General features: G+C 69.9%; 17 protein-coding genes. 5 read left to right on the forward strand and 12 right to left on the reverse strand.

Annotated features, from left to right (window positions below; translation table 11 throughout):
- Window positions 1-75: 75 nt before the first annotated feature.
- From U7230_RS11895 to U7230_RS11905, 3 genes are all read left to right on the forward strand, one after another.
- Window positions 76-1,212, forward strand: a complete 1,137-nt coding sequence (locus tag U7230_RS11895; protein ID WP_324716052.1) for a DUF4384 domain-containing protein — start codon at window positions 76-78, stop codon at window positions 1,210-1,212.
- The gene (locus tag U7230_RS11900) at window positions 1,202-2,668 is read left to right on the forward strand and encodes a DUF4384 domain-containing protein (protein WP_324716053.1); all 1,467 of its coding nucleotides are present in this window, start codon (window positions 1,202-1,204) and stop codon (window positions 2,666-2,668) included. Before U7230_RS11895 ends, U7230_RS11900 begins: the two co-directional genes overlap by 11 nt.
- Before the next feature lie 68 nt (window positions 2,669-2,736).
- Entirely contained in the window at window positions 2,737-3,363 is a 627-nt protein-coding gene (locus tag U7230_RS11905) for a TetR/AcrR family transcriptional regulator (RefSeq protein ID WP_324716054.1), read from the forward strand.
- Here the strand turns inward: U7230_RS11905 and U7230_RS11910 are convergent.
- From U7230_RS11910 to U7230_RS11920, 3 genes are all read right to left on the reverse strand, one after another.
- Window positions 3,357-4,235 (reverse strand): sugar phosphate isomerase family, encoded by an 879-nt coding sequence (locus U7230_RS11910; RefSeq protein WP_324716055.1) that lies wholly within the window; start codon window positions 4,233-4,235, stop codon window positions 3,357-3,359. The genes U7230_RS11905 and U7230_RS11910 overlap by 7 nt on opposite strands.
- 95 nt (window positions 4,236-4,330) lie before the next feature.
- Window positions 4,331-5,401, reverse strand: coding sequence for an isocitrate/isopropylmalate family dehydrogenase (locus U7230_RS11915; protein ID WP_404980676.1), 1,071 nt, complete (start codon window positions 5,399-5,401; stop codon window positions 4,331-4,333).
- A 149-nt stretch (window positions 5,402-5,550) separates the two neighbouring features.
- Complete coding sequence (locus tag U7230_RS11920; protein ID WP_324716057.1) at window positions 5,551-6,195, reverse strand: exopolysaccharide biosynthesis protein; 645 nt, start codon at window positions 6,193-6,195, stop codon at window positions 5,551-5,553.
- 118 nt (window positions 6,196-6,313) lie between these two features.
- Between U7230_RS11920 and U7230_RS11925 the strand changes: the two genes are divergently transcribed.
- Window positions 6,314-7,177 carry an SDH family Clp fold serine proteinase gene (locus tag U7230_RS11925; protein WP_324716058.1) on the forward strand — a complete coding sequence of 288 codons (864 nt, stop codon included), beginning with the start codon at window positions 6,314-6,316 and terminating at the stop codon, window positions 7,175-7,177.
- Between the two features lie 38 nt (window positions 7,178-7,215).
- Here U7230_RS11925 and U7230_RS11930 read toward each other — a convergent pair whose 3' ends face one another.
- Window positions 7,216-8,295, reverse strand: a complete 1,080-nt coding sequence (locus U7230_RS11930; protein ID WP_324716059.1) for a TerC family protein — start codon at window positions 8,293-8,295, stop codon at window positions 7,216-7,218.
- 174 nt (window positions 8,296-8,469) lie between these two features.
- On the opposite strand from U7230_RS11930, the gene U7230_RS11935 reads away from it, so the two are divergent.
- Window positions 8,470-11,118, forward strand: a complete 2,649-nt coding sequence (locus U7230_RS11935; RefSeq protein ID WP_324716060.1) for an aminotransferase class III-fold pyridoxal phosphate-dependent enzyme — start codon at window positions 8,470-8,472, stop codon at window positions 11,116-11,118.
- Window positions 11,119-11,167: 49 nt separating this feature from the next.
- On the opposite strand, the gene U7230_RS11940 is transcribed toward U7230_RS11935, so the two are convergent.
- From U7230_RS11940 to rhaI, 8 genes are all read right to left on the reverse strand, one after another.
- Window positions 11,168-12,265 carry a DUF1893 domain-containing protein gene (locus U7230_RS11940; RefSeq protein ID WP_324716061.1) on the reverse strand — a complete coding sequence of 366 codons (1,098 nt, stop codon included), beginning with the start codon at window positions 12,263-12,265 and terminating at the stop codon, window positions 11,168-11,170.
- Window positions 12,201-13,052 carry an aldo/keto reductase gene (locus U7230_RS11945; RefSeq protein WP_324716062.1) on the reverse strand — a complete coding sequence of 284 codons (852 nt, stop codon included), beginning with the start codon at window positions 13,050-13,052 and terminating at the stop codon, window positions 12,201-12,203. The genes U7230_RS11940 and U7230_RS11945 overlap by 65 nt, the downstream gene beginning before the upstream one ends.
- Before the next feature lie 92 nt (window positions 13,053-13,144).
- Window positions 13,145-13,606: an Hsp20/alpha crystallin family protein gene (locus U7230_RS11950; protein WP_324716063.1), complete on the reverse strand. Its 462-nt coding sequence runs from the start codon at window positions 13,604-13,606 to the stop codon at window positions 13,145-13,147.
- A 142-nt stretch (window positions 13,607-13,748) separates the two neighbouring features.
- Window positions 13,749-14,759, reverse strand: a complete 1,011-nt coding sequence (locus tag U7230_RS11955) for an ABC transporter permease (RefSeq protein ID WP_324716064.1) — start codon at window positions 14,757-14,759, stop codon at window positions 13,749-13,751.
- Window positions 14,756-15,760 carry an ABC transporter permease gene (locus U7230_RS11960; protein ID WP_324716065.1) on the reverse strand — a complete coding sequence of 335 codons (1,005 nt, stop codon included), beginning with the start codon at window positions 15,758-15,760 and terminating at the stop codon, window positions 14,756-14,758. Before U7230_RS11960 ends, U7230_RS11955 begins: the two co-directional genes overlap by 4 nt.
- Window positions 15,761-15,774: 14 nt before the next feature.
- On the reverse strand, window positions 15,775-17,355 hold the full coding sequence (locus tag U7230_RS11965; RefSeq protein WP_324716066.1) for a sugar ABC transporter ATP-binding protein: 1,581 nt from the start codon (window positions 17,353-17,355) through the stop codon (window positions 15,775-15,777).
- Window positions 17,356-17,414: 59 nt separating this feature from the next.
- Complete coding sequence (locus U7230_RS11970; RefSeq protein ID WP_324716067.1) at window positions 17,415-18,392, reverse strand: autoinducer 2 ABC transporter substrate-binding protein; 978 nt, start codon at window positions 18,390-18,392, stop codon at window positions 17,415-17,417.
- A 71-nt stretch (window positions 18,393-18,463) separates the two neighbouring features.
- Entirely contained in the window at window positions 18,464-19,669 is a 1,206-nt protein-coding gene (gene rhaI / locus U7230_RS11975; protein WP_324716068.1) for an L-rhamnose isomerase, read from the reverse strand.
- Window positions 19,670-19,699: the final 30 nt, after the last annotated feature.

The following is a 19,699-nucleotide window of genomic DNA, read 5'->3' on the forward strand; positions in this document are numbered from 1 at the left end:
CGATAGATCTTTAACGGGAACGCCTGAGTTTCCCTCCGGTGGGTGCGAAGATGCTTTCGGGGGGTGTGCCCCGTCATGAGGAGACGGTGCCGTGCCCGGGCCTGGGGAACGGTCATGTCGCTGGCCGGATGGATGTTGATCCCGTTGGCCTGCGCCGGGGCGCCGGCCATGCCGGCGCTGGCCCAGAAGGGCGGGAGCGTGGGCCCGGAGGCGATCATCATCCAGCCGCCGCCCTCCTCGCAGTTGAAAGTCGGGATCACGACGGACCGGCCTTCGTATCGGCCGGGCGACAGCATCGTGATCACCATCGAGCTCAACCGGCCCGCCTACGTGTACATCGTCGACATGGACACGGAAGGCCAGGTCCGCCTGCTCTTGCCCAACCGTTACGAGCGCAGCAACCACCTGCCGGCCGGGACGACGCGCCTGCCCGGAGGCGGCTACACGCTTCGCATCGCGGGGCGACCGGGGGTCGAGTACCTGCAGGCCATCGCCTCGCTGGCCCCCGTCGACTCCCTCGACCCGTTCGGGGCCACGTCCGGCGGCGTGTCCGGCCCGCAGCTCTTCTCCCAGGAGACGTTCCCTGAAGCGAAGGAGCCCACGGGGATCCGGCAACGGATCATCCAGCGCATCGAAGCAGTGGTGCCCTCCGGGCAGTGGTCGGTCGCGTGGACGTCGTTCCGCGTCGAGGGGCCCGAGGCCCCGCCGCCTCCGCCGCCTCCGCCGTCCTTCAATGAGGCGCCGGTGGCGCGGTTCGAAGTGGCACCGGACACCCCTGTGGCCGGTAGCCCGGTGACGCTGGACGCCCGCGGCTCGTACGATCGGGACGGTTTCATCACCCGCTACGCGTGGGACATCGACGGCGATCGGCGCCCGGACGCCTATGGAGAGAGAATCTCCTGGACTTTCGACCAGCCCGGCCGCTACCTCGTGACCCTCACCGTGACGGACAACCGCCGCACCTCGGACTCGGCCAGCCAGTGGGTGGTGGTGCGGGCGGCGTCGTGGGTGGAGCTCAGCATCGACTCCCGGCCGGACGACGCGGCGGTGTACGTGGACGGGCGGTTCCTCGGGCGGACGCCGGTGCGCAAGCTCGTGGAGCAGGGCGACCACTCCATCGAGATCGTGCAGCCCGGGTACAAGACATGGCGGACGCGCATCAACCTCGACGACGTCGAGGCGCTGCGACTGGAGGTGGACCTTGAGCGCTGAACGAGCGGCGCAGGCCCGCAGGGGCCGAGCGCCCGCATCGAGCATCGGACGCATCGCCGTGGCATGGGTGCTGCTCACGGCCGCGGCGTTGACGGCAGGGCCGTGGGCGCCCGCAGCGACGGCCGACTCCGGTGAGGACGGCGCCAAGGCCGCCGTCGAGGAAGGCACGCCGCCGCTCAAGCCGGAGGCCATCATCGTCCAGCCCGGTCCCTCGGACCTGCGCACCGGGATCTGGACGGACCGGGCCCGCTACCGCGACGGCGACAAGCTGAAGGTCAGCTTTTTCGTGAGCGCGCCTGCGTACGTGTACATTTACGACCTGGACACCGCCGGCAACGTGCGCCTCATCTTCCCCAACCGCTACGAGCCCGACAACTTCGTGCAGGCGGGCACCCACTCGCTGCCGCGGCGCGGCTACAGTTTCGTGGTACGGGGGCCGGCGGGGGCGGAGTACCTGCAGATCATCGCCTCCTTGCACCCCCTGGAGCTCGCCCCGTCGGGAGCGTTCGCGACCTCTCCCTTCCCGGAGATTGGCAAGAGCGGCCCCGAGGTGAAGCGGCGGGTCGAGCGCATGCTGCAGGCCTCCGGGGCGGGGTGGGCCGTAGCCTGGACGGGTTTTTATGTGGTGACGCCGGGACCTCCCTCGCCCCCGCCGCCCCCGCCTCCTCCGCCACCACCGCCACCCCCCATGTATGGGGGCTGGGGCACGCTCACCATCGACACCAGCCCTCCCGGCGCCCGGGCCTACGTGGACGGCGACTACGTCGGGATCACCCCGACCGAGACCAGCGTGCGTCCCGGCTGGCACCGGATCGCCGTCCGGCTCGACGACTACCCGGAGCGGTCGCTGCGGGTGCACGTCTCTGCCGGGGAGCGCCAGGTCGTCGAGGTGGTGTGGCAGGCCGACGAGCGGGAGCGCTACACCCCGCCGCCTCCCCCGCCGCCGAGGTTGCAACAACCTCCGCCGGTTTCGCCGCGGCGCGCCGGGCCGCCGCGAGCGCGGCTGGGGCTATCGGCAGGCGTGGACCCCACTGGCATCTGGAGCCTCGGCATCGAGGGCGGCAGCCGGACCGTCGCGATGGGCGGCTCGGTGCGATTGACGGCGGCGCCGCTCGATCCGAACTCGCGGGGGCCCGTCGACAACCCCGAGCTCGTCAAGAACGGCCCGGAGTGGGAGCTCTACCTCAAGCTGGCAGCACCCCTGAGCCCCGAACTCTCCCTCGAGGGCAGCGTTGGCGGCGCCTGGCAGCCCATGGCCGAACAACAGGCCTCTTCGGCGTTGCCATGGACCACCGGACCCTTCGCCGTCATCCCCACTGCCAACTGGCAGCCTGTGCCCGCCGAGTTCCACATCACCTGGGGTCTGGGGCTGCGGTGGGACTTTCCGTGGAGCTACCTCTCGGCCGGCTGGCACAACCGCCGGGGCGTGGTGGTGGGGCTGGGCGTACGGTTCTAGCTCCAATCAAACGTTAGGTAGGTGCCTGCCCGCCGGTGTCGAATCCCTGGTGCCCGGGTGAGGGGCTGATGAGCAGGGAGCGGCGGCAGGAGATCGTGGCGGCTGCCGCCCGGATCTTCAACGAGCAAGGGTTCCACCGCACCTCCATGGCCGACGTCGCCCAGGCAGTGGGGATGCTCAAGGGAAGCCTCTACTACTACTTCGAGAGCAAGGACCAGCTGCTCTTCGAGGTGATCCAGACGCCGCTGCAAAAGCTGGTCGGGGCGCTGGAGGCGGTCCTCGAGCAGGAAGTGGATCCGGGGACCGGAGTGCGGGAGGCCATCCGCCGCCACATCGAAAGCTCGGCGGAGTACTACCCGCACCTCTTCGTGATCGCCCAGGAGCGCTTCGACTTCCTGGGCGAGCCGTACCGCTCCCGGATCATGGCCTTGCACCGCCGCTACCGGGCACTGTGGCTGCAGCTGCTGCGCCGGGGAGCCCAGGCCGGCCGCTTCCGCTCCGACCTGGATCTCTCCCTGGTCGCCTTCGCCATCCTCGGGATGTGCAACTGGATGTACCGCTGGTACCGGCCCGAAGGGCGAGCCTCCCCGCGCGTCATCGCCGAGCACTTCGCCGAGGTCGTGCTCTCCGGCCTGCGGGCCCCTGGGGCCGGCGCCCCGGGCGCCTCGCAGGCATCACTCCCGGGCTCTCAGTAGGCCCACTCCGGGGGCTCGGCCGTCGCCCGGTCCACCACGATGAGCGCATCCGGGTGCTCCTGCAAAAACGTCACCGGGTACTCCACCGTCACCGGGCCGAAGAGCGCGATGCGCAGAGCCGTCTGCTTCCACGCCCCCGTGGTGCTGTAGAGGCGGATGCGCCGGGCGGCCAGGATCTCCCGCATGCCCAGGGTGATGGCCATGGTCGGCACGAGCTGCACGGCCCCGCCGGCTTCCCGCTGGGCCATGGCGATGATGGTGTCGACGTTGAGGCTCACGATGCGGGTCGTCGACTGGCGGAACTGCTCGGCCGAGACCACCGGCCACGGAGCGAGCGGCGGCTCGTTGTAGGCGATGTGCCCGTGGAAGCCGATGCCGCCGTAAGCCGTGTCGATTCCCCCGGCCGCATCGATGGCCCTGGCCATGCCGTCCAGGTCGTAAGGTGACGGGAAATGCCTCTGCGACTCGGGCACGTTGAGCTCCGGGTCGACCACGTCGTAGAAGTGGCGGCGCCACCAGCCCTCGAAGCTCCAGGGGCTGTCCAGGGGATACGGCCGCCCCTGCCAGTCGAGGTGCTCGTCCATGTGGAAGAGGTGCACGTTACGCAGGCTCAGCCGGCGCTCATTGACCATGCGGGCCAGGATGGGGATCGGCTCTCTCGGCCCGCAGGGAACGATGAGCCGGGTCGGGCGGCCTTCCCGGTTGTTGGCCGCGATCTCGTCGAACACGCTTTGGGCAAAGTGCCGGTGGACGTCCTCCGGCGTCGGGAGGATCTGCAGGCGGATGCGCGCCTCGGGATGGCCGGGCAGGCGATCCGCGCCGACGCGGAGCCACTGCTCGAGCCGCGCTGCGTCGATTGCGGAGTAGGCCAACGATGTCACGCTCCCCGGTGATGCTATCCAAACTGGTATATACCAGGTGGACCGACCCGCGTCCTCTCGCCCTGCCCCCATCCGGCAGGCAGCCCTCAGGCCTGTAATCGCAGGCTCTCCCACACCTCCAGTTTGGCCCTCACCCGCTCGATGACCTCGTCGGTAAACTCCGTGGTCGTCGCCTGCCCGCCCAGGTCGACCGTTCGCACCCCTGCCCGCACCGCCTCGAGCGCCGCCTCGTAGATGGCCCGCGATGCCCTCTGGCCTGCGCCGCCGGGCACGTAGCTCAACAGGGCCGCGCCGGCCAGGATCATGGCCAGGGGGTTGGCGACGTTGCGGCCCCGCAGACGAGGTGCCGTACCGTGGGGAGCCTCAGCCATGACGCACTTCACCTGCAACTGCTCATCCATCGACAACAGCAGCGACTCCGACCCGGCAATCGTGCCGAACATCTGCAGCACCAGGTCGCTCAGGCAGTCGCCGTCGCGGTTGAGGGCAGGGATGACCAACGGCTCTCCCGTGTGCGACAGCAGCAGCGCGTAGGTCGCGTCGATGAGCTGCGGCTCGTACGGCACGTCAGGGTGGCGGCTCGCCGCCGCATCCATCTCCTCTTTGAGCATGCCCTCGTAGATGGGGCTCACGGTGTACTTGGGCCCGCCGAAGACCTTGCCGCCGAGCCGCTTGGCCTGCAAGAACGAAAACTCGGCCACCGCCCTGCACACCCTCCGGCTGATGGTTTCGGTGCGGAGCGCGATCTCGTCCTGGCCGGACCGTTCTCGCCACTCCCGGGCACCGTAGGCGTCACCGACGGCCATCCGGATGACGCTGATGGGCGCGTTCACCCCCGCGACGGGCCTGACCCCCGGGATGACCCGCCCCGTCCGCACGATGACCGTGCCGTCGATGGCGGCCCGCAGGATGGCGTTGGGGCTGCCCACGTCGTCTCGCCCCTCGGGCGTGATGGTCGCCGCCTTGAGCCCCAGCCCCGCCTTGCGCAGCGCCTCGGCGGCCTCCAGCACCACCTGGTTCTGGGTGAGGCGGCGGTTTTCCAGGCTCAGATCGAACCGCACGAACTCCAGAGGTACCCTGGTCACCCGGGGGTCGAGCACGCGGAGCGCCTCCTCCAGGAGCTCCTGCCCGGTCTCGTCCCCTTCCAGCACCACCATGGTGGCCAGGGGGCGGTCGCCTGCTGCCGCCTTTGCCCCGCCTCCTGCCTCGATCGTTCGCTTCGAGCCGTTCATGATCGCATGTCCTCCGTCTGCCCCGGATTGCCGAAAGAAGACCGCCGAAGAGGCCCGGCTGCCGCCAAGCGCGTCTACTCCTGCCACCCGGGCCACAGCCACCGCCCGAGCGGCCCCAGCACGCTCATCAACGCCCCGGACCCCACCGCCAGCAACCCCCCGGCCACCAGCCCGACGACCACCGCCGCCAGCGCGTAGGCCGCCCCCATCCCGACCAGCACGAACACCCCGTCCCGGCGCAGGAACCCGACCCCCACGACCAGCACCACCAGGGCGGGCAGGGTGTTGAAGAAGGGCAGGGGCGCCACCATGAGAACGCCGAGGACGGCGACCGAAAGGGCCGCCGCCCGGTACACCGGCTCGGTCAGCGCCATCGTGAGCCGCCGCTGCGAGGCCCGCTCGATCCGCTCGAGGCGGGGCAACACCCTGGCCTCCAGAAACTCGGCGGCCTGCTCCCCGAGCGTCCATCGTCGCACCCGCCGGGGAAGCCACGGGTGGCGCAGGCCCAGGGCGCGCTGCACCCCCAGCCCAACGAACAACAGCCCGACAAAGGCCGCCGTGCCCGGCGGAAGCACCGGGATCAGCGTGGGCAGCGCCAGCACCGCGAAGAGCAGGCCAAACCCTTGCTCCCGCGCCAGGTCGACCAGCTCTCCGAGGGTCACCGGCGGGCGGCCGGGCCCCTTGCTTTCCCGGAGCCGCCGGCGCAGGGCATCCGCCACTGAAGGGACCTGGTCCCGGGCCTCGGCCTGGGCGGCAGGCGCTCGGCGCTTTCCGGCAGAATAAGAAAACAACCGGGACACCCATGTACCGGCCGCCACGGAAGGGCGGGCTTTTCCCATGACGTTCAGCCTGTTCGACCTGTTCTGGATCTTCTTGCTCATCTCGTCCCTATCGCCTGCGCTTCGCCAGCGCGCCATCGAGGCCCAGCGCATCCGCACCATCCGCCGCCTGGAGATGCGGCGGCACAGCCGCGTCATCACGCTCATCCATCGCCAGGAGTCGGTGGCCTTCCTGGGGATCCCCATCGCGCGCTACATCGACATCAACGACTCCGAGGAGATCCTGAGGGCCATCAAGCTCACCCCGCCCGAGATGCCCATCGACCTCATCCTGCATACACCCGGCGGCCTGGTGCTGGCCACCGAGCAGATCGCCCACGCTCTCATCAACCGCACCGGCAGGGTCACCGTCTTCATCCCGCACTATGCCATGTCCGGCGGGACGCTCCTTGCGCTCGCCGCCGATGAGGTGGTCATGGACCCCAACGCCGTGCTCGGCCCCGTCGACCCGCAGATCGGCAACTTCGCCGCCGCCGACATCTTGAAGGTGCTGGAGACCAAGCCCGCCAGCGAGATCGACGACCAGACCCTCATCCTGGCGCAGATGGCCAGAAAGGCCCTCGCCCAGGTGCGCGATCTCGTCATCCGTCTCACCACGGCCAACGGCATGCCGCAGGAGAAGGCGGAGCGCCTCGCCGAGGTGCTCGGTACCGGGCGGTGGACCCACGACTACCCCATCACCTTCGAGCAGGCAAGAGAGCTCGGTCTGCCCGTCAGCGACGACATGCCGGCCGAGGTGTACGAGCTCATGGACCTCTTTCCCCAGCCTGCCCAGCGCAGGCCGACCGTCCAGTACATCCCCCTGCCTTACGGGGAGCGGATGCCGGCGCCTCGGCCACGGAGCAGCCGCCCGCACGGCTGAGGCCGCTCGGTCCCCGGCGCTCCGGCCCGCTGCTGCGCTCATGCGGTCCCGGGCTCTCGCTGCCCGCCGGGAGCCTGCGGGGAGCCGGTCACCGGCTGCCTGCCCTGCTCGTCGCGAGCCGCGGCCGGCCCTGGGGCAGGCAACAGTACCGAGGCGACCACGGCCACGGCCAGGACCCCGAAGATCACCCCCAGAGAGACCCCGATGGGCACCTCCAGCACGCTGGCCGCCGCCATCTTCACCCCCACGAAGGACAGGATCACGGCCAGCGCGTACTTCAGGAACCGGAACAGCGGCATGATCCCGGCGAGCAGGAAGTAGAGCGCCCGCAAGCCCAGGATGGCGAAGATGTTGGACGTGTAAACGATGAAGGGATCCGAGCTCACGGCGAAGACCGCAGGGACCGAGTCGATGGCGAAGACCACGTCGGTCAACTCGACGAAAATGAGCACCAGCACCAGGGGCGTCGCCAGCAGCCGCCCCCGCTCCCTCACGAAGAAGGCGGCCCCGTGGAACCGCTCCGTCATGGGCAGGTGACGCCGCGCCAGGCGGAAGACCGGATGCCGCTCCGGCTCGATATGGTGGTCTTTCTGCGCTGCCATCCGGATGCCCGTGTAGACGAGGAAGCCGCCGAACAGGTAGTTGACCCAGTGGAAGGCGGCGAGCAGCGCCGCTCCGGCCACCACGAACGCACCCCGGATGAGGATGGCCCCCAGGACGCCCCAGAAGAGCAGCCGGTGCTGGTACTCCCGGGGGACGGAGAAATACGAGAAGACCATGAGGAACACGAAGATGTTGTCCACGCTCAGCGACTTCTCGATGAGGTACCCGGCGAGGAACTCCAGCGCCACTCTTCTCCCCAGCCAGAAGTAGACGAGGATGTTGAAGGCCAGGGCGAGACCGATCCACCCCACCGACCAGGCGGTGGCCTCCCGGGTCGACGGGGCGTGCGCCTTGCGGTTGAACACCCCCAGGTCGAGCGCCAGGGCACCCGCCACCATGGCCAGGAAGGGGATCCACAACCACGCCTCCGAGTGCACGGCGACGGTCGCCGGGGGCGCACCCACACCGGTCTCGACGGACGGCAGCTCGGACACTCCCTTCGATCGTGCGGACACCTCACGAGCAGGCGTTTCGTGGCAAACGCCACGGGTTAAGGGTATCCGACCAGCGACGGCCCGCGCAAGGACCGCAGGGTTGTGTTGCGGGGGGCTGGCGGGTATAATGCCGCCATACGGGATGTGCACAAAATCGTGCACATCCCGTGCAAGCTCCACGTGGGAGGGTCATCCATGAGTAGCCGGCCTGCCGCGTCCCACCCCTTCGTCTCGCTGGTCAACCCGGAGGTCGGCCGCTTGCTCGAGCGGCTCCGCATGGACAAGCGCTTCGTGCGGGGCGAGGGTGCCTGGCTGTGGGACGAGCACGGACGCCGCTACCTCGACTGCATCGCCAACTATGGGGCGCTTCCCTTCGGCTACAACCCGCCGGAGATCTGGGACGCCCTGATGGCGGTGCGGGACCGCCGGGAGCCGAGCTTCGTACAGCCCTCGCTGCTGGAAGCGGCGGGAGCCCTCGCCGAGCGTCTCGTGGCCCTTGCTCCGAAGCCCCTGCGTTACGTGACGTTCACCAACTCCGGGGCGGAGGCGATCGAGGCGGCCATCAAGATGTGCCGGGCGGCCACCGGCCGGCGCCGCATCCTCGCCACGTTCAACAGCTTCCACGGCAAGACCCTGGGAGCTCTCTCCGCCACGGGCAGGCCTGCCTACCAGGGGCCCTTCGGCGCACCCGTCGAGGGGTTCGACTTCATTCCTTACGGGGACGCCTCGGTGCTCGAGCAGGCCCTCGAAAGCCGCCCCAGGGAGTACGCGGCGTTCATCGTGGAGCCCATCCAGGGGGAGGGCGGGATCGTGGTGCCGCCGCCCGGCTATTTGCGGGCGGCCCGGGAGATCACGGCCCGTCACGGGGTGTTGCTCGTCTTCGACGAGATCCAGACGGGGCTGGGACGCACGGGAAGGCTGTTCGCCTGCGAAGAGGAGGGCGTCACGCCCGACGTCATGACCCTGGCGAAGGCGCTCGGCGGGGGGCTGGTGCCCATCGGCGCCTGCCTCGCCACCGAAGCGGCGGCGAGCGAGGCCTTCTTCACCAAACACTCTTCCACGTTCGCAGGCGGGGCGCTCGCCTGCCGGGCGGGGCTCGCCGCGCTCGATCTGCTCACCAGGGACGATGGCGCCCTGCTGGCCCGGGTGCGGGAGCGGGGCCGCCAGCTCGAGCAGGGGCTCCGGGCCATCGCCGCGCGCTACCCGCACGTGGTGCGAGAGGTGCGCGGGCGAGGGCTCATGCTCGGCATCGAGTTTCACGTCGCCCCGGGCACTTTCTCCGGGCGCACCCCTGGCACGCTCCTGCCCGTGATGTCGGAGCAAGAGCTCCTGACCCCGGTCATCGCCAGCCACCTCCTGGACGTCGAAGGCGTGCGGGTCGCCCCCACCCTCAACGGCCAGAGCGTGATCCGCATCGAGCCGCCGTTGACCTTGACCGCAGAGCAGGCCGGCATCGCCCTCGAGGCGATCGAGCGGGTCGTGGCCCTGGTAGCAGCCGGCCGCACCGGCGAGTTGCTGCGCCACCTGCTCGGTGAGGGACCTTCGCGGCACGCCGGACCTGCCGGCGTCCCGACGCACCAGGCCGCGAGCGGCACTTCCGCTGAGGCAGGCAGCTCAAAGGAGCAGCCTCCCTGGCACGATCCGTCGTTCCCGGCCGGGGCGGCCGGCGCTTTGCCGGCTCCCAACGGGCACCTGGCGCACCCTTCGGGAGACGCCGAGGAAGGCCGCTTCGCCTTCCTGGTGCATCCGCTCGACGTCGACAACTACCGGGAGTTCGACGAGGCGCTGGCGGCGCTGTCGCAGGAAGAGCTGGAGCAACTCGCCGACCGGTTCAACCCGATGCTGGAGCCCTTCGTCATCGGGAGGACCCGCTTCACCTCGTCGGCCGGCCGGAGCGCTTACGGCGAGTTCATCGTGGTGCCCCGCACCACCGGGCAGATCATCGGGGGCAACCGGGCCGAGGTGCTGGATCTCATCCGCCAGGCGGTCTTGCTCGGCCGGGACCGGGGAGCCCGCATCGTCGGGCTGGGGGCTTACACGGCCATCGCATCCCGGGGCGGGCTGCAGGTCACCGACCTGGGCGTCGCGGTGACCACGGGCAACAGCTATACCGTGGCCGCGGCCATCGAGGCGCTGATGGAAGGGGCTCGGCGCCTCGGGGTGGACGTGCGCCGGGCACAGGCCGCGGTGGTCGGGGCCGGCGGCGCGATCGGGCGGGCCACGGCGCTGTTGCTCGCCCCCCACGTGGCCGGCCTGACGCTGGTCGGTAACCCCACCTCGGGCCAGCGCGGCCTGCAGCGTCTCGTGGCGGTGCGCGACGAGGCGGCCGGCTACCCGGGGAGCGACCCCGAGCGGCAGGTCACGGTGACCACGGACGCCGCCGCTGCCCTGTCCGAAGCGCAGCTCGTGGTGATCGCCACCAACTCGGCCGAGGAGTTCGTGGGGCCGGAGATGCTGGCGGCGGGGGCGGTGGTGTGCGACATGTCCCGGCCGCCCAACGTGAGCCGCCGGGTGGAGCGGGAGCGCCCGGACGTGCTGGTCATCGATGGCGGCGTGATCGAGGTGCCGGGGCGCCCCGACTTCGGATGGTACTTCGGCTACGAGCAGGGCCTGGCCTACGCCTGCATGTCCGAGACCATGATGCTGGCCCTAGAGCACCACTACCACCACACCAGCCTGGGCGCCGACCTCACCATCGAGACCATCCGGTGGATGCAGGAGCTGGCGCGCCGCCACGGCTTCCGCCTGGCCGAGCTGCGCAGCTTCGACCGGCCCATCACGCCGCCGCGGTGGGAAGAGCTGCTTGCCGCCCGTGGGCAACGGGCGGCCGCGCCTGCTCGATGAACTGATGCGCGTGTGAAGCCCGTGGGGCAGGTACCGGGCTTGGCGGCCCTCACGGCCGCGGCCGCGCCGCCAGCCGGCGCACCAGCACCGGCAACGCCAGGAGCTGCAGGGCGAAGCCCGGAAGGCCGGAGAGCAGGGCTCCTTGCACGTAGGCCAGCCCGGGCACCTTCAGGCCGATCCACGGCCCGAGCCCTATGGCCGCTGCGCCCAGGGCCACTCGCCCGGCCAGGATGGCTGCGGCCAGCCACAAATATTCGGCCCCCAGGCTGGCCCGCCCCGCGGCCTGCCGGGCCGCAGCCAGACTCCGTACCCATCCTGCCACCCACCCGGCCGCCGCCAGCTCGATGGCCATGAGCGGGGCTATCGGCGGCACCAGGGGCGGCATGCCCGTCAGGAAATACGATAGCAGCGGCGCCAGGGCGCCGGCGACCAGGCCGACCGCCGCCCCGCCCAGCGCGCCCCCTACCAGCACGGGCCAGTGCATGGGCAGGAAAACCGGGCCTACCCCCAGCGGGTGCAAGAGCACCGGCACCAACACGGCCAGTGCCGTCCAGAGGGCGGCCCGGGTGATCCACTGCACCCCGGGACGGCCTCGCGCCCGAAGGCGGCCCCCGGCCGCCCTCTCGGCCCCGGCCCGCTGCCTTCCCATGCGCTCGGCCGCCCGCTCCAGAGCGCGCAGCGCCGCCTCGGGCTCCTCGACGTCTCGTACTGCCGCCTCGAACGGGCAGAGGTCGGTGCCGGCCTGGTTGAGGACCCGGGGAATGGCCACTCCATAGCTGAACGGCACGCGGCGCCGGGTCGCTTCCTCGATGGCCGCCTCGCTCATGAACTCCCCATGGACGGCTCTGACACCGGTGGCAAGGGCGGCCATCAAGGCGGCTCGCCCCACGACCTTGTCGGCGAGCGAGGCGCCCGCGAGCTCGCCCCGGCCCACGCGCCGGATGGTGGCCACCAGGGGCAGCACCCCGTGGCCTTCACCGGACGCCACGATGCGGCCGTCGCGGGCGAAGACGTGGCTCCAGCGCCCTTCCCGGAGCACCTGCACGGCCAGCTCGAGGTCGCTGCCGAGCGCCTCCTGCTGCCTACGCCGGGAGGGGGAAGAGAGGGACGAGTCCTTCGGCTCGCCGGTAAAGTCGATCACGTTCATCCTCGCTCACCGGGGTGAAGTGGTCTGCCGTGTCCAGTGCCCACCGCCAGAGCTGGACCTCACCCGGCGGGATGGCCGCGGTCACCGGCTGCGACAGCGTGAAGCGCAGGGCAACAGCTGCCTCTTCCCGGTCGGTGATGGGCTCGTACCAGCACTTCTCCATGACCCGGGGCTGCCCCGGGGCAAGCCGCGCCCGGGCCAGCGCCTTCAGCGCCAACCGGGCGGCTCCTACCTGCTCGGCTCTCTCCATGATGGCCTTCCCGAAGCCGGCCACCAGGTAGCTCACCCAGTTGACCGGGAAGAGCACGCTGTCGAACGCGAAGGCGTCCAGCAGGCGCAGCGCGACCTGCTCCGAGTGAGCCGAAAAGCCGATGTACCGCACGAGGCCCTGCTCGCGAGCCTCGACGATGGCCTCGAGCGCGCCCCCCGGCCCCATGGCCTGCTCGAAGTCCTCGCCGGTGGTCATGGCGTGCAACTGGTAGAGATCGATGCGGTCCGTCTGGAGCAGGCGCAGCGACTCCTCCAGCTCTCGGCGCGCTCCGTCGCGCTTGCGCTCGAGCGTCTTGCACGCGAGGAAGACCTTGTCCCGGTAGGGCCTCAGCGCCGGCCCCAACCGCTCCTGGGCGTTGCCGTAGCTCGGGGCCACGTCGAAGTAGTTGATGCCCCGGTCGACCGCCTCTGCCACCAGGGAGGCGGCCTGCTCGGGCGTCACCCCGTCCACCAGGATGCCGCCGAAGCCGATGATGGAAAGCCTTTCACCCGTACGGCCGAACGGTCTGCGCTCCATCGCCAACGGCCCCCCTACGCGGGGCTTCGTCGCCCTGCGTAGGGAGAATTGGTCGCAAGGGGGAAGGCTCCCTCTTTCTTGCCCGCCCCTCCTCACCCGCCGCGCTCGATGGGGATCCGGCGCCGGAAACCCTCCTTCTTGGGAAGACGGAGCTTCAGCACTCCCTGCTGCATGGTGGCCCTGGCCTGCTCCAGGTCGACCTCGTCGGGCAGGCTCACGGTTCGCACGAACGAGCCGAAGCGCCGCTCTCGCCGGTAGACGCCCCGGTCATGGCGTTGCTCGGAACGGCGCACCTCCCCCCGGATGCGCAGCTGGTGGTCGACCACGTCGACCTCCACGTCCTCGGGCTCCACGCCCGGCAGCTCCGCCTCGACGACGACGTCTTTCTCCGTCTCGTAGACGTCGAGCGCCGGGAAGTCCACCCCCCATCCCTGGAGCGGTCCTCGCTCCCACAGGTTTCGCAGGGGCTCCCAGACCAGTCCCCAGTCCCAGGGGCCGGCCGGCTCCCGCCGGTCCTCGAGCTGGTGGCCGCGCCGGAAACGCTCGATGGCCATGGCCGTTCCCTCCCTCGAAAAGGTTGCGGGCGCCGCCTGTGGCGTCCCGGCTGTACGTTTTCCAGAGGGGAGGGGGTCCATACCGGCAGCGAGAGGGGATGAACGGCACCTCAGCACCCGCTGCACTCTGGTGGGCGCAGGCTCACCGCTGCCGGGCCGCCGTCCAGTTGTTGAGCAGCACACCGGCGATGAGCACCGCACCCAGCATGCCGACCTGCCAGATGGGATGCACCATGGCCAGGTCGAGCCCGTTGGAGAGCAGCGTGATGAGCAAAATGGCCATCACGGTGCCGGCCACGCTGCCGCGGCCCCCGAAAATGTCGGTGCCTCCCAGCACCGCGACCGTGATGGCCCGCAGCTCGTACCCGAGCCCGGCGTCCGGTTTGGCCGTCGCCACCCGCGAAGTCATGATGACCGCTCCGAGCGCCGCCAGGAAGCCCGCCACCACGTACACCCAGAACCGTACCGCCCGGACGTCGATCCCGGCAAATCGCGCCGCCGTCTCGTTGGCGCCGACGCCGAAGAGGTGACGACCCAGCACCGACCGGTGGGCGAGCAGCCCGAGCAAGACGACCACCGGCAGGAAGATCCAGAGCACCTGGTTGGGGATGCCCACAGCGGTGCCCTGGCCGATCCCGAAAAACTCCGGCGGGAAACCCGACACCGGGATGCCACCCGTGAGCACCAGGGCCAGGGAGCTGTACACGTACATGGTGCCGAGGGTGGCCAGGAGCGGCGGGATACCCACGTACGCCACCATGCCGCCGTTGACGGCGCCCATCAACAGTCCCAGCAGCATCACGGCCGCCACGGACAGCCACAGGTCCTGGTGCAGCCGGATGACGAGCACGCCCAGCACGATGCTGGCCAGGCTGACCTGGGATCCGACCGAGAGGTCGATGCCGCCCCCGCCCGAGATGATGACGAGCGTCTCGGCGATGGCGAGCAGCCCGATCTCCACCCCGTACTGCAGCGTGTTGAGCAGGTTGTAGCCGTTGAGGAAGCCGGGCACGATGGCGCCCTGCACGATCAGCGTCAGCACGATGAGCAGCACCAGCAGCCACACCCGCTCCGCGAGCAGCGCCCGCACCACGGCCACCCTGGGAGCAGCCGCCGCACCCGGCGCCGCCGGGGCCGGCGAAGAGCCGATCATCCGTGGATCCCCCCTCGGCGCATCACGTCGGCCACCACGGCAGCCACCACGAGGCCTCCGATGATGGCGCCCTCCCACAGGGCCGGGATGTTGAGCAGGATGAGGCCGTTACGCACCACGCTCACGAGAAAAGCTCCCAGAAGCGTCCCCACCGCGGTCCCCTTCCCGCCCAGGATGCTGGTGCCGCCCAGCACGGTCGCAGCGATGGCCTGCAGCTCGAGGCCGGAGCCGGCGTTGGTCTGCACGAGGCCGCCCCGTCCCATGAAGACGAAGCCCGCCAGACCCGCCAGCATCCCGTTGAGCGCGTACACGGCGAAGAGGATCCGCCGCACCCGGATGCCGGCCACCGTGGCCGCCTCGGCGTTACCCCCCACCGCATACAGGTGACGGCCCTCGGGCCGCAGGCTGAGGACGTAAGTCAGCACCGCCACCAAGCCCAGCACGACCCAGAACGGGTATGGGATGCCCAGCCATCGCCCCAGGGCGAACTGGCGCACCTCGTACGGGATGCCGGCAATCCACTTGCCGCCCAGGAGGCCGAAGATGAGGGCGCGCAGGAGGTTCATCGTGGCCAGGGTCGCGATGATGGGAGGAAACGAACCAGCCGTCACCAGGGCCCCGTTGACGGCGCCGAGCGCCGCACCGGCCGCCAGGCCGACGAGCACCAGCACGAGGGGGTGGAATCCCATCAGGGCCGCCTGCCCCATCAACACGGCGGAGACGCCCAGGATCCCCCCGACGCTCACGTCGATCCCGGCCGTGATGATGACGAGCGTCATGCCCATCGCCGGGATGGCCACGCTCGCCACCTGCAGCAACAGGTTTTGCACGTTGCCCCACGCAAGGAACTGAGGCCGCATCCAGGCGAGCACGGCGCTGATGGCCACCAGCACCACCAGGATGGTGAACTCCGTCGAAGCCGCGGCCCGCCGCAGCCCCCGAGCTGCCGCCGGCGAGCCGTGAGCAGGTGCCGCCACTTGAGCCGGGCTGAGAGTACGCATGCCCTACCACCACTTCATGCGGGCTGCACCGCGGCCGCCCGCCCCATGGCGGCGGCGAGCACCAGCTCCTCGCTCGCCTCCCGCCGGTCGAACGTGCCGCTGATGCGTCCTTCGTGCATGACGACGATGCGGTCGGCGAGCTTCAGGATCTCCGGGAGCTCGGAGGAGATGACGACGACGGCCACCCCTCCCCGGGCCAGGGCCCGGATACGCTGGTGGATTTCCTCTTTCGAAGCGACGTCGATACCCCGGGTGGGCTCGTCGAGGATGAGCACCCGCGGCCGTACCGCGAGCCACCGGGCCAGCACCACCTTTTGCTGGTTGCCCCCGGAGAGGGAGAGGACGGGCGCGCTCAGGCCGGGGATGCGGATGTTGAGATCGGCAACGAACCGCCGGCTCGCCTCGGCCTCCTTCGAGCGGTCGACGAAAAGCCCGAAGCGGGCGAGGCTCTTGAGGATGGCCACGCTCAGGTTGTAGCGGACGGGCAGCACGCCGAACAGGCCCTGACCCTTGCGATCCTCGGGCACGTAGGCGATCCCGAGCCGCATGGCCTCGGCGGGCGACCGGGGCCGCACGGGACGGCCGTCGACCTCGATGCGGCCTGCCACGGCCAGAGCGCTCACGCCCACGATCTCCTGCATCACTTCGCTCCGGCCCGATCCGACGAGTCCGAAGAATCCGAGCACTTCGCCCGCCCTCGCTTCGAAGGCGATCCCCTCGAAAAGCCCGGGGCGGCTCAGGCCTCGCACCCGCAAGACGACGGGCCCGCCCGCGGGAGCGCCGTCCGGCGCCTGCCGGTGCAGCTCCCTCCCCGCCATGAGCTCGATGATGGACTCCTCCGTCACCTGCCCGACGGGGAACGTCCCCCGCACCCGCCCGTCCCGCATCACCGTCACCCGGTCGGCCAGCTGGAAGATCTCCTCGAGCCGGTGGCTGATGTAGACGATGCCCACCTGGCGCCGGCGCAGCCCCCGGATGACGGCAAACAGGCGGTCCGCCTCCTGGTCGCTCAGGATGGCCGTCGGTTCGTCGAAGATCAGCACCCGGGCCTGGTGGATGAGGGCCTTGGCGATGAGCACGAGCTGCTTGTGCGCCAGGCTCAGCGAGCGCATGGGACGTTCCAAGAGTGCCTCCGACAGGCCCACCTCCAGGTCGCCGAACGCCCGGACGGCCATCTCCCGCTCCTTGCGGCGGTCGACGTTGCCGGCGCGGGTGAGGACCTCCCGGCCCGCGAACATGTTGTCGAGCACCGACAGGTCAGGAAACAGCAGCGGATCCTGGTACACGGTCGCCACCCCGAGGCGCTGGGCCGCGCTCGGGTCGGGGATTTCGACAGGCCGGCCCTCCCACTCGATGCGGCCGGCGTCCGGCCGCACGACGCCCGACAGGATCTTGATCAGCGTGGACTTGCCGGCCCCGTTTTCGCCGACCAGCGCGTGTACCTCTCCGGGCAAGAGCTCGAAGTCGACGTCCTGGAGCGCCCGGATGCCGCCGTAGCTCTTGCAGATGCCCGACGCCCGGAGGATCGATTTGCCGTTGGCCGTCACGTGGCCGCCTCCTCGTACTGCCTCGTCGACGCCAGGGAGCCAGCGCAAGGGCGGCCCTCCTCGCGAGCCGCCCCTGCCCGCTCACCGAAACGGCGCCTGCCCCACCATCAGAAGTCGTAGTTGTCCACGTTGTTGATGTCGAACACCGTCGGCGGCCCCAGCACGAGCATCTTCTGGTCCGCCAGGTACTTCACCTTGCCGACGTTGGGCACGTCCATCTCCGGCTGCAGCTTCTTGCCCTCCGCCAGCTGCTTGCCTGCCCAGACGGTGAGGTACCCGAGCTTGACGGGATCCCACAGCACGAAGTGCTTCACGGCCCCGTTCTTCACGTACGGGCGCATGAGCGACGGCACGCTGACCCCCGTCGCCACGACCTGCCCGATCTTCCCCGCCTGGGTCACGGCCTCGGCCACCCCGGGGCCCGACGTGCTGCACTGCCCGATGAGCCCCTTGAGGTCGGGGAAGGCGGTCATGAGGTCAAGCCCGACCTCCACGGCCCGCTGGATGTCCTCCCCGGCGTACCGGATGGTCACCAGCTCCATCTTGGGGTACTTGGAGAGGCGCTGCTGCTCGTAGAGGATCCAGGTGTTGAGGTTCCACGCGGTGGGGCCGCAGGAGACGATGGCGAACTTGCCCTCGTAGTTCATGTCCTTGGCCAGGCTGTCCATGACCGCATACCCGATCTCGTCTTGCAGCGCCTGGTTGACGAAGAGCTGGCGTACCGTGTTGGGAGCGTCCGTGTCGGAGGTCATGACCACGATGCCGCGGCTCTTGGCCTTCTCCAGGATGGGCCCGATGGAGCCCGGGTCGTTGGGGGCGACGGCGATGACGTCGACGCCACGGGTGATGAGGTTATCGATGATCTCCACCTGGCGGGCCGGGTCGTCCGAGGTCGGCCCCGTGTAAATGAACTCGACGCCCAGGTCCTTGGCCGCCTGCTTGCCGCCCTTCTCCATCGCGTTGAAGTACGGGATACCTACCAGCTTCGGCACGAAGGCGATGCGAAGGGTCTTCGCGGCTACCGGAGCGGCCAGGAGCGCCGCCACGACAAGCGCTGCTACCAGCACAACCAGCCAGCGTCGCATGCTCTTGCCCTCCCCTATCCTGAGTGGAAAACTCCCGCGCCGCGCTTGTGTCGCTCGTGAAAGCCCGGCTCTCACCCCCTTGCTCTGGCCGCCGACTCCGCATACCCGCTGCGGCGAAACGCCTCGAGCGGATCCTCCGGCACGCCGAGCTCCCGGCGCACCTGGACGAGAAGAGGCGTGACGTCCCGGCGGAAGGCCTTGAGCAGCTCCTCCTCGGCCGCGACCACGTCCTGAGCCTGCTGCGCTGCCTCGAGGCGCTTGCGGTTGATGAGCAAGGCCCGGGCGTAGGCCTCCTGCAGCGCGACGACCGACTGGATGGTCGCCTCCACTTTGGGCTTGGTGTTGTGGCTCTGGTCGATCATGTAGGCCACGTCCAGCCGGCCACCGTTACGCTCCTCGGCCGCCGCCAGCTCGGCGTAGATGAGGAAGAGCTCGTACGGGTTGATGGAGCCGGTAGTCAGGTCGTCGTCGGCGTACTTGCGCGCATTGAAGTGAAACCCGCCGAGCCGCCGTTCGTCCAGGAGAAACGCCACGATCTGCTCGACGTTGACCCCGTGCGCGTGGTGCCCCAGATCCACGAGCACGTAAGCTTGCGGCCCGAGCCTGGTGACGTGCAAAAACGCCGTGCCCCAGTCCGGTACGTCGGTGGAGTAGAAGGCGGGTTCGAAAAGCTTGTACTCGAGCAGCAGCCGCATATGGGGATCGAGGCCGCGGTAGATCTCCGCCAGGCTCTCCTCGAGCCGGCGCTTGCGAGCACGCAGGTCGTCCTGGCCCGGGTAGTCCGTGCCGTCGGCCAGCCACAAGCTCAAGTCCCGGGAGCCGGTCTGGCGCATGATGTCGATGCACTCGAGCACGTGAGCGATGGCCTTCTTGCGCACCTTCTCGTCAGGGTGTGCGAGGCTGCCGAAGCGGTAGTCATCGTCCTGGAAGAGGTTGGGGTTGACGGCGCCGATGGCGATGCCGAGCTCCTCGGCGCGGCGCTTGAGCGCCGCGTAGTCGTCGACCTTGTCCCACGGGACGTGGATGGCCACGCTGCGGGCGATGCCCGTGTAGCGCATGACCTGGGCGGCGTCCTCGAGTTTCTCGAACGGCGTGCGGGCCGCACCTGCCTGGTGGAACACCTTGAACCGCGTGCCGCTGTCGGCATACCCCCACGAAGGGGTCTCTACGTGCTGGCGCAGCAGGCGCTCCCGGGCCACGTCCACCTGGACGCCGTCGGCCTCCAGCTCTTCGACCAGCATCCGGTAGCGCGCGTTCCAGTCGGTGGTTTTAGACATACCCTGTGACACCCCGCATCCCGTCTCGGT

The sequence above is a fragment of the Limnochorda sp. L945t genome (assembly GCF_035593305.1).
Classification (GTDB): Bacteria; Bacillota; Limnochordia; order Limnochordales; family Geochordaceae; genus Carboxydichorda; species Carboxydichorda subterranea.

Excerpts from the sequence above, each read along its gene's own strand:
- U7230_RS11970 (WP_324716067.1), bottom strand. The coding sequence starts at position 18,392 with ATGCGACGCTGGCTGGTTGTGCTGGTAGCAGCGCTTGTCGTGGCGGCG.
- U7230_RS11945 (WP_324716062.1), bottom strand. The coding sequence starts at position 13,052 with ATGGAGCGCAGACCGTTCGGCCGTACGGGTGAAAGGCTTTCCATCATC.
- U7230_RS11960 (WP_324716065.1), bottom strand. The coding sequence starts at position 15,760 with ATGCGTACTCTCAGCCCGGCTCAAGTGGCGGCACCTGCTCACGGCTCG.
- U7230_RS11950 (WP_324716063.1), bottom strand. The coding sequence starts at position 13,606 with ATGGCCATCGAGCGTTTCCGGCGCGGCCACCAGCTCGAGGACCGGCGG.
- rhaI (WP_324716068.1), bottom strand. The coding sequence starts at position 19,669 with ATGTCTAAAACCACCGACTGGAACGCGCGCTACCGGATGCTGGTCGAA.
- U7230_RS11895 (WP_324716052.1), top strand. The coding sequence starts at position 76 with ATGAGGAGACGGTGCCGTGCCCGGGCCTGGGGAACGGTCATGTCGCTG.
- U7230_RS11925 (WP_324716058.1), top strand. The coding sequence starts at position 6,314 with ATGACGTTCAGCCTGTTCGACCTGTTCTGGATCTTCTTGCTCATCTCG.
- U7230_RS11940 (WP_324716061.1), bottom strand. The coding sequence starts at position 12,265 with ATGAACGTGATCGACTTTACCGGCGAGCCGAAGGACTCGTCCCTCTCT.
- U7230_RS11955 (WP_324716064.1), bottom strand. The coding sequence starts at position 14,759 with ATGATCGGCTCTTCGCCGGCCCCGGCGGCGCCGGGTGCGGCGGCTGCT.
- U7230_RS11935 (WP_324716060.1), top strand. The coding sequence starts at position 8,470 with ATGAGTAGCCGGCCTGCCGCGTCCCACCCCTTCGTCTCGCTGGTCAAC.
- U7230_RS11915 (WP_404980676.1), bottom strand. The coding sequence starts at position 5,401 with ATGGTGGTGCTGGAAGGGGACGAGACCGGGCAGGAGCTCCTGGAGGAG.
- U7230_RS11905 (WP_324716054.1), top strand. The coding sequence starts at position 2,737 with ATGAGCAGGGAGCGGCGGCAGGAGATCGTGGCGGCTGCCGCCCGGATC.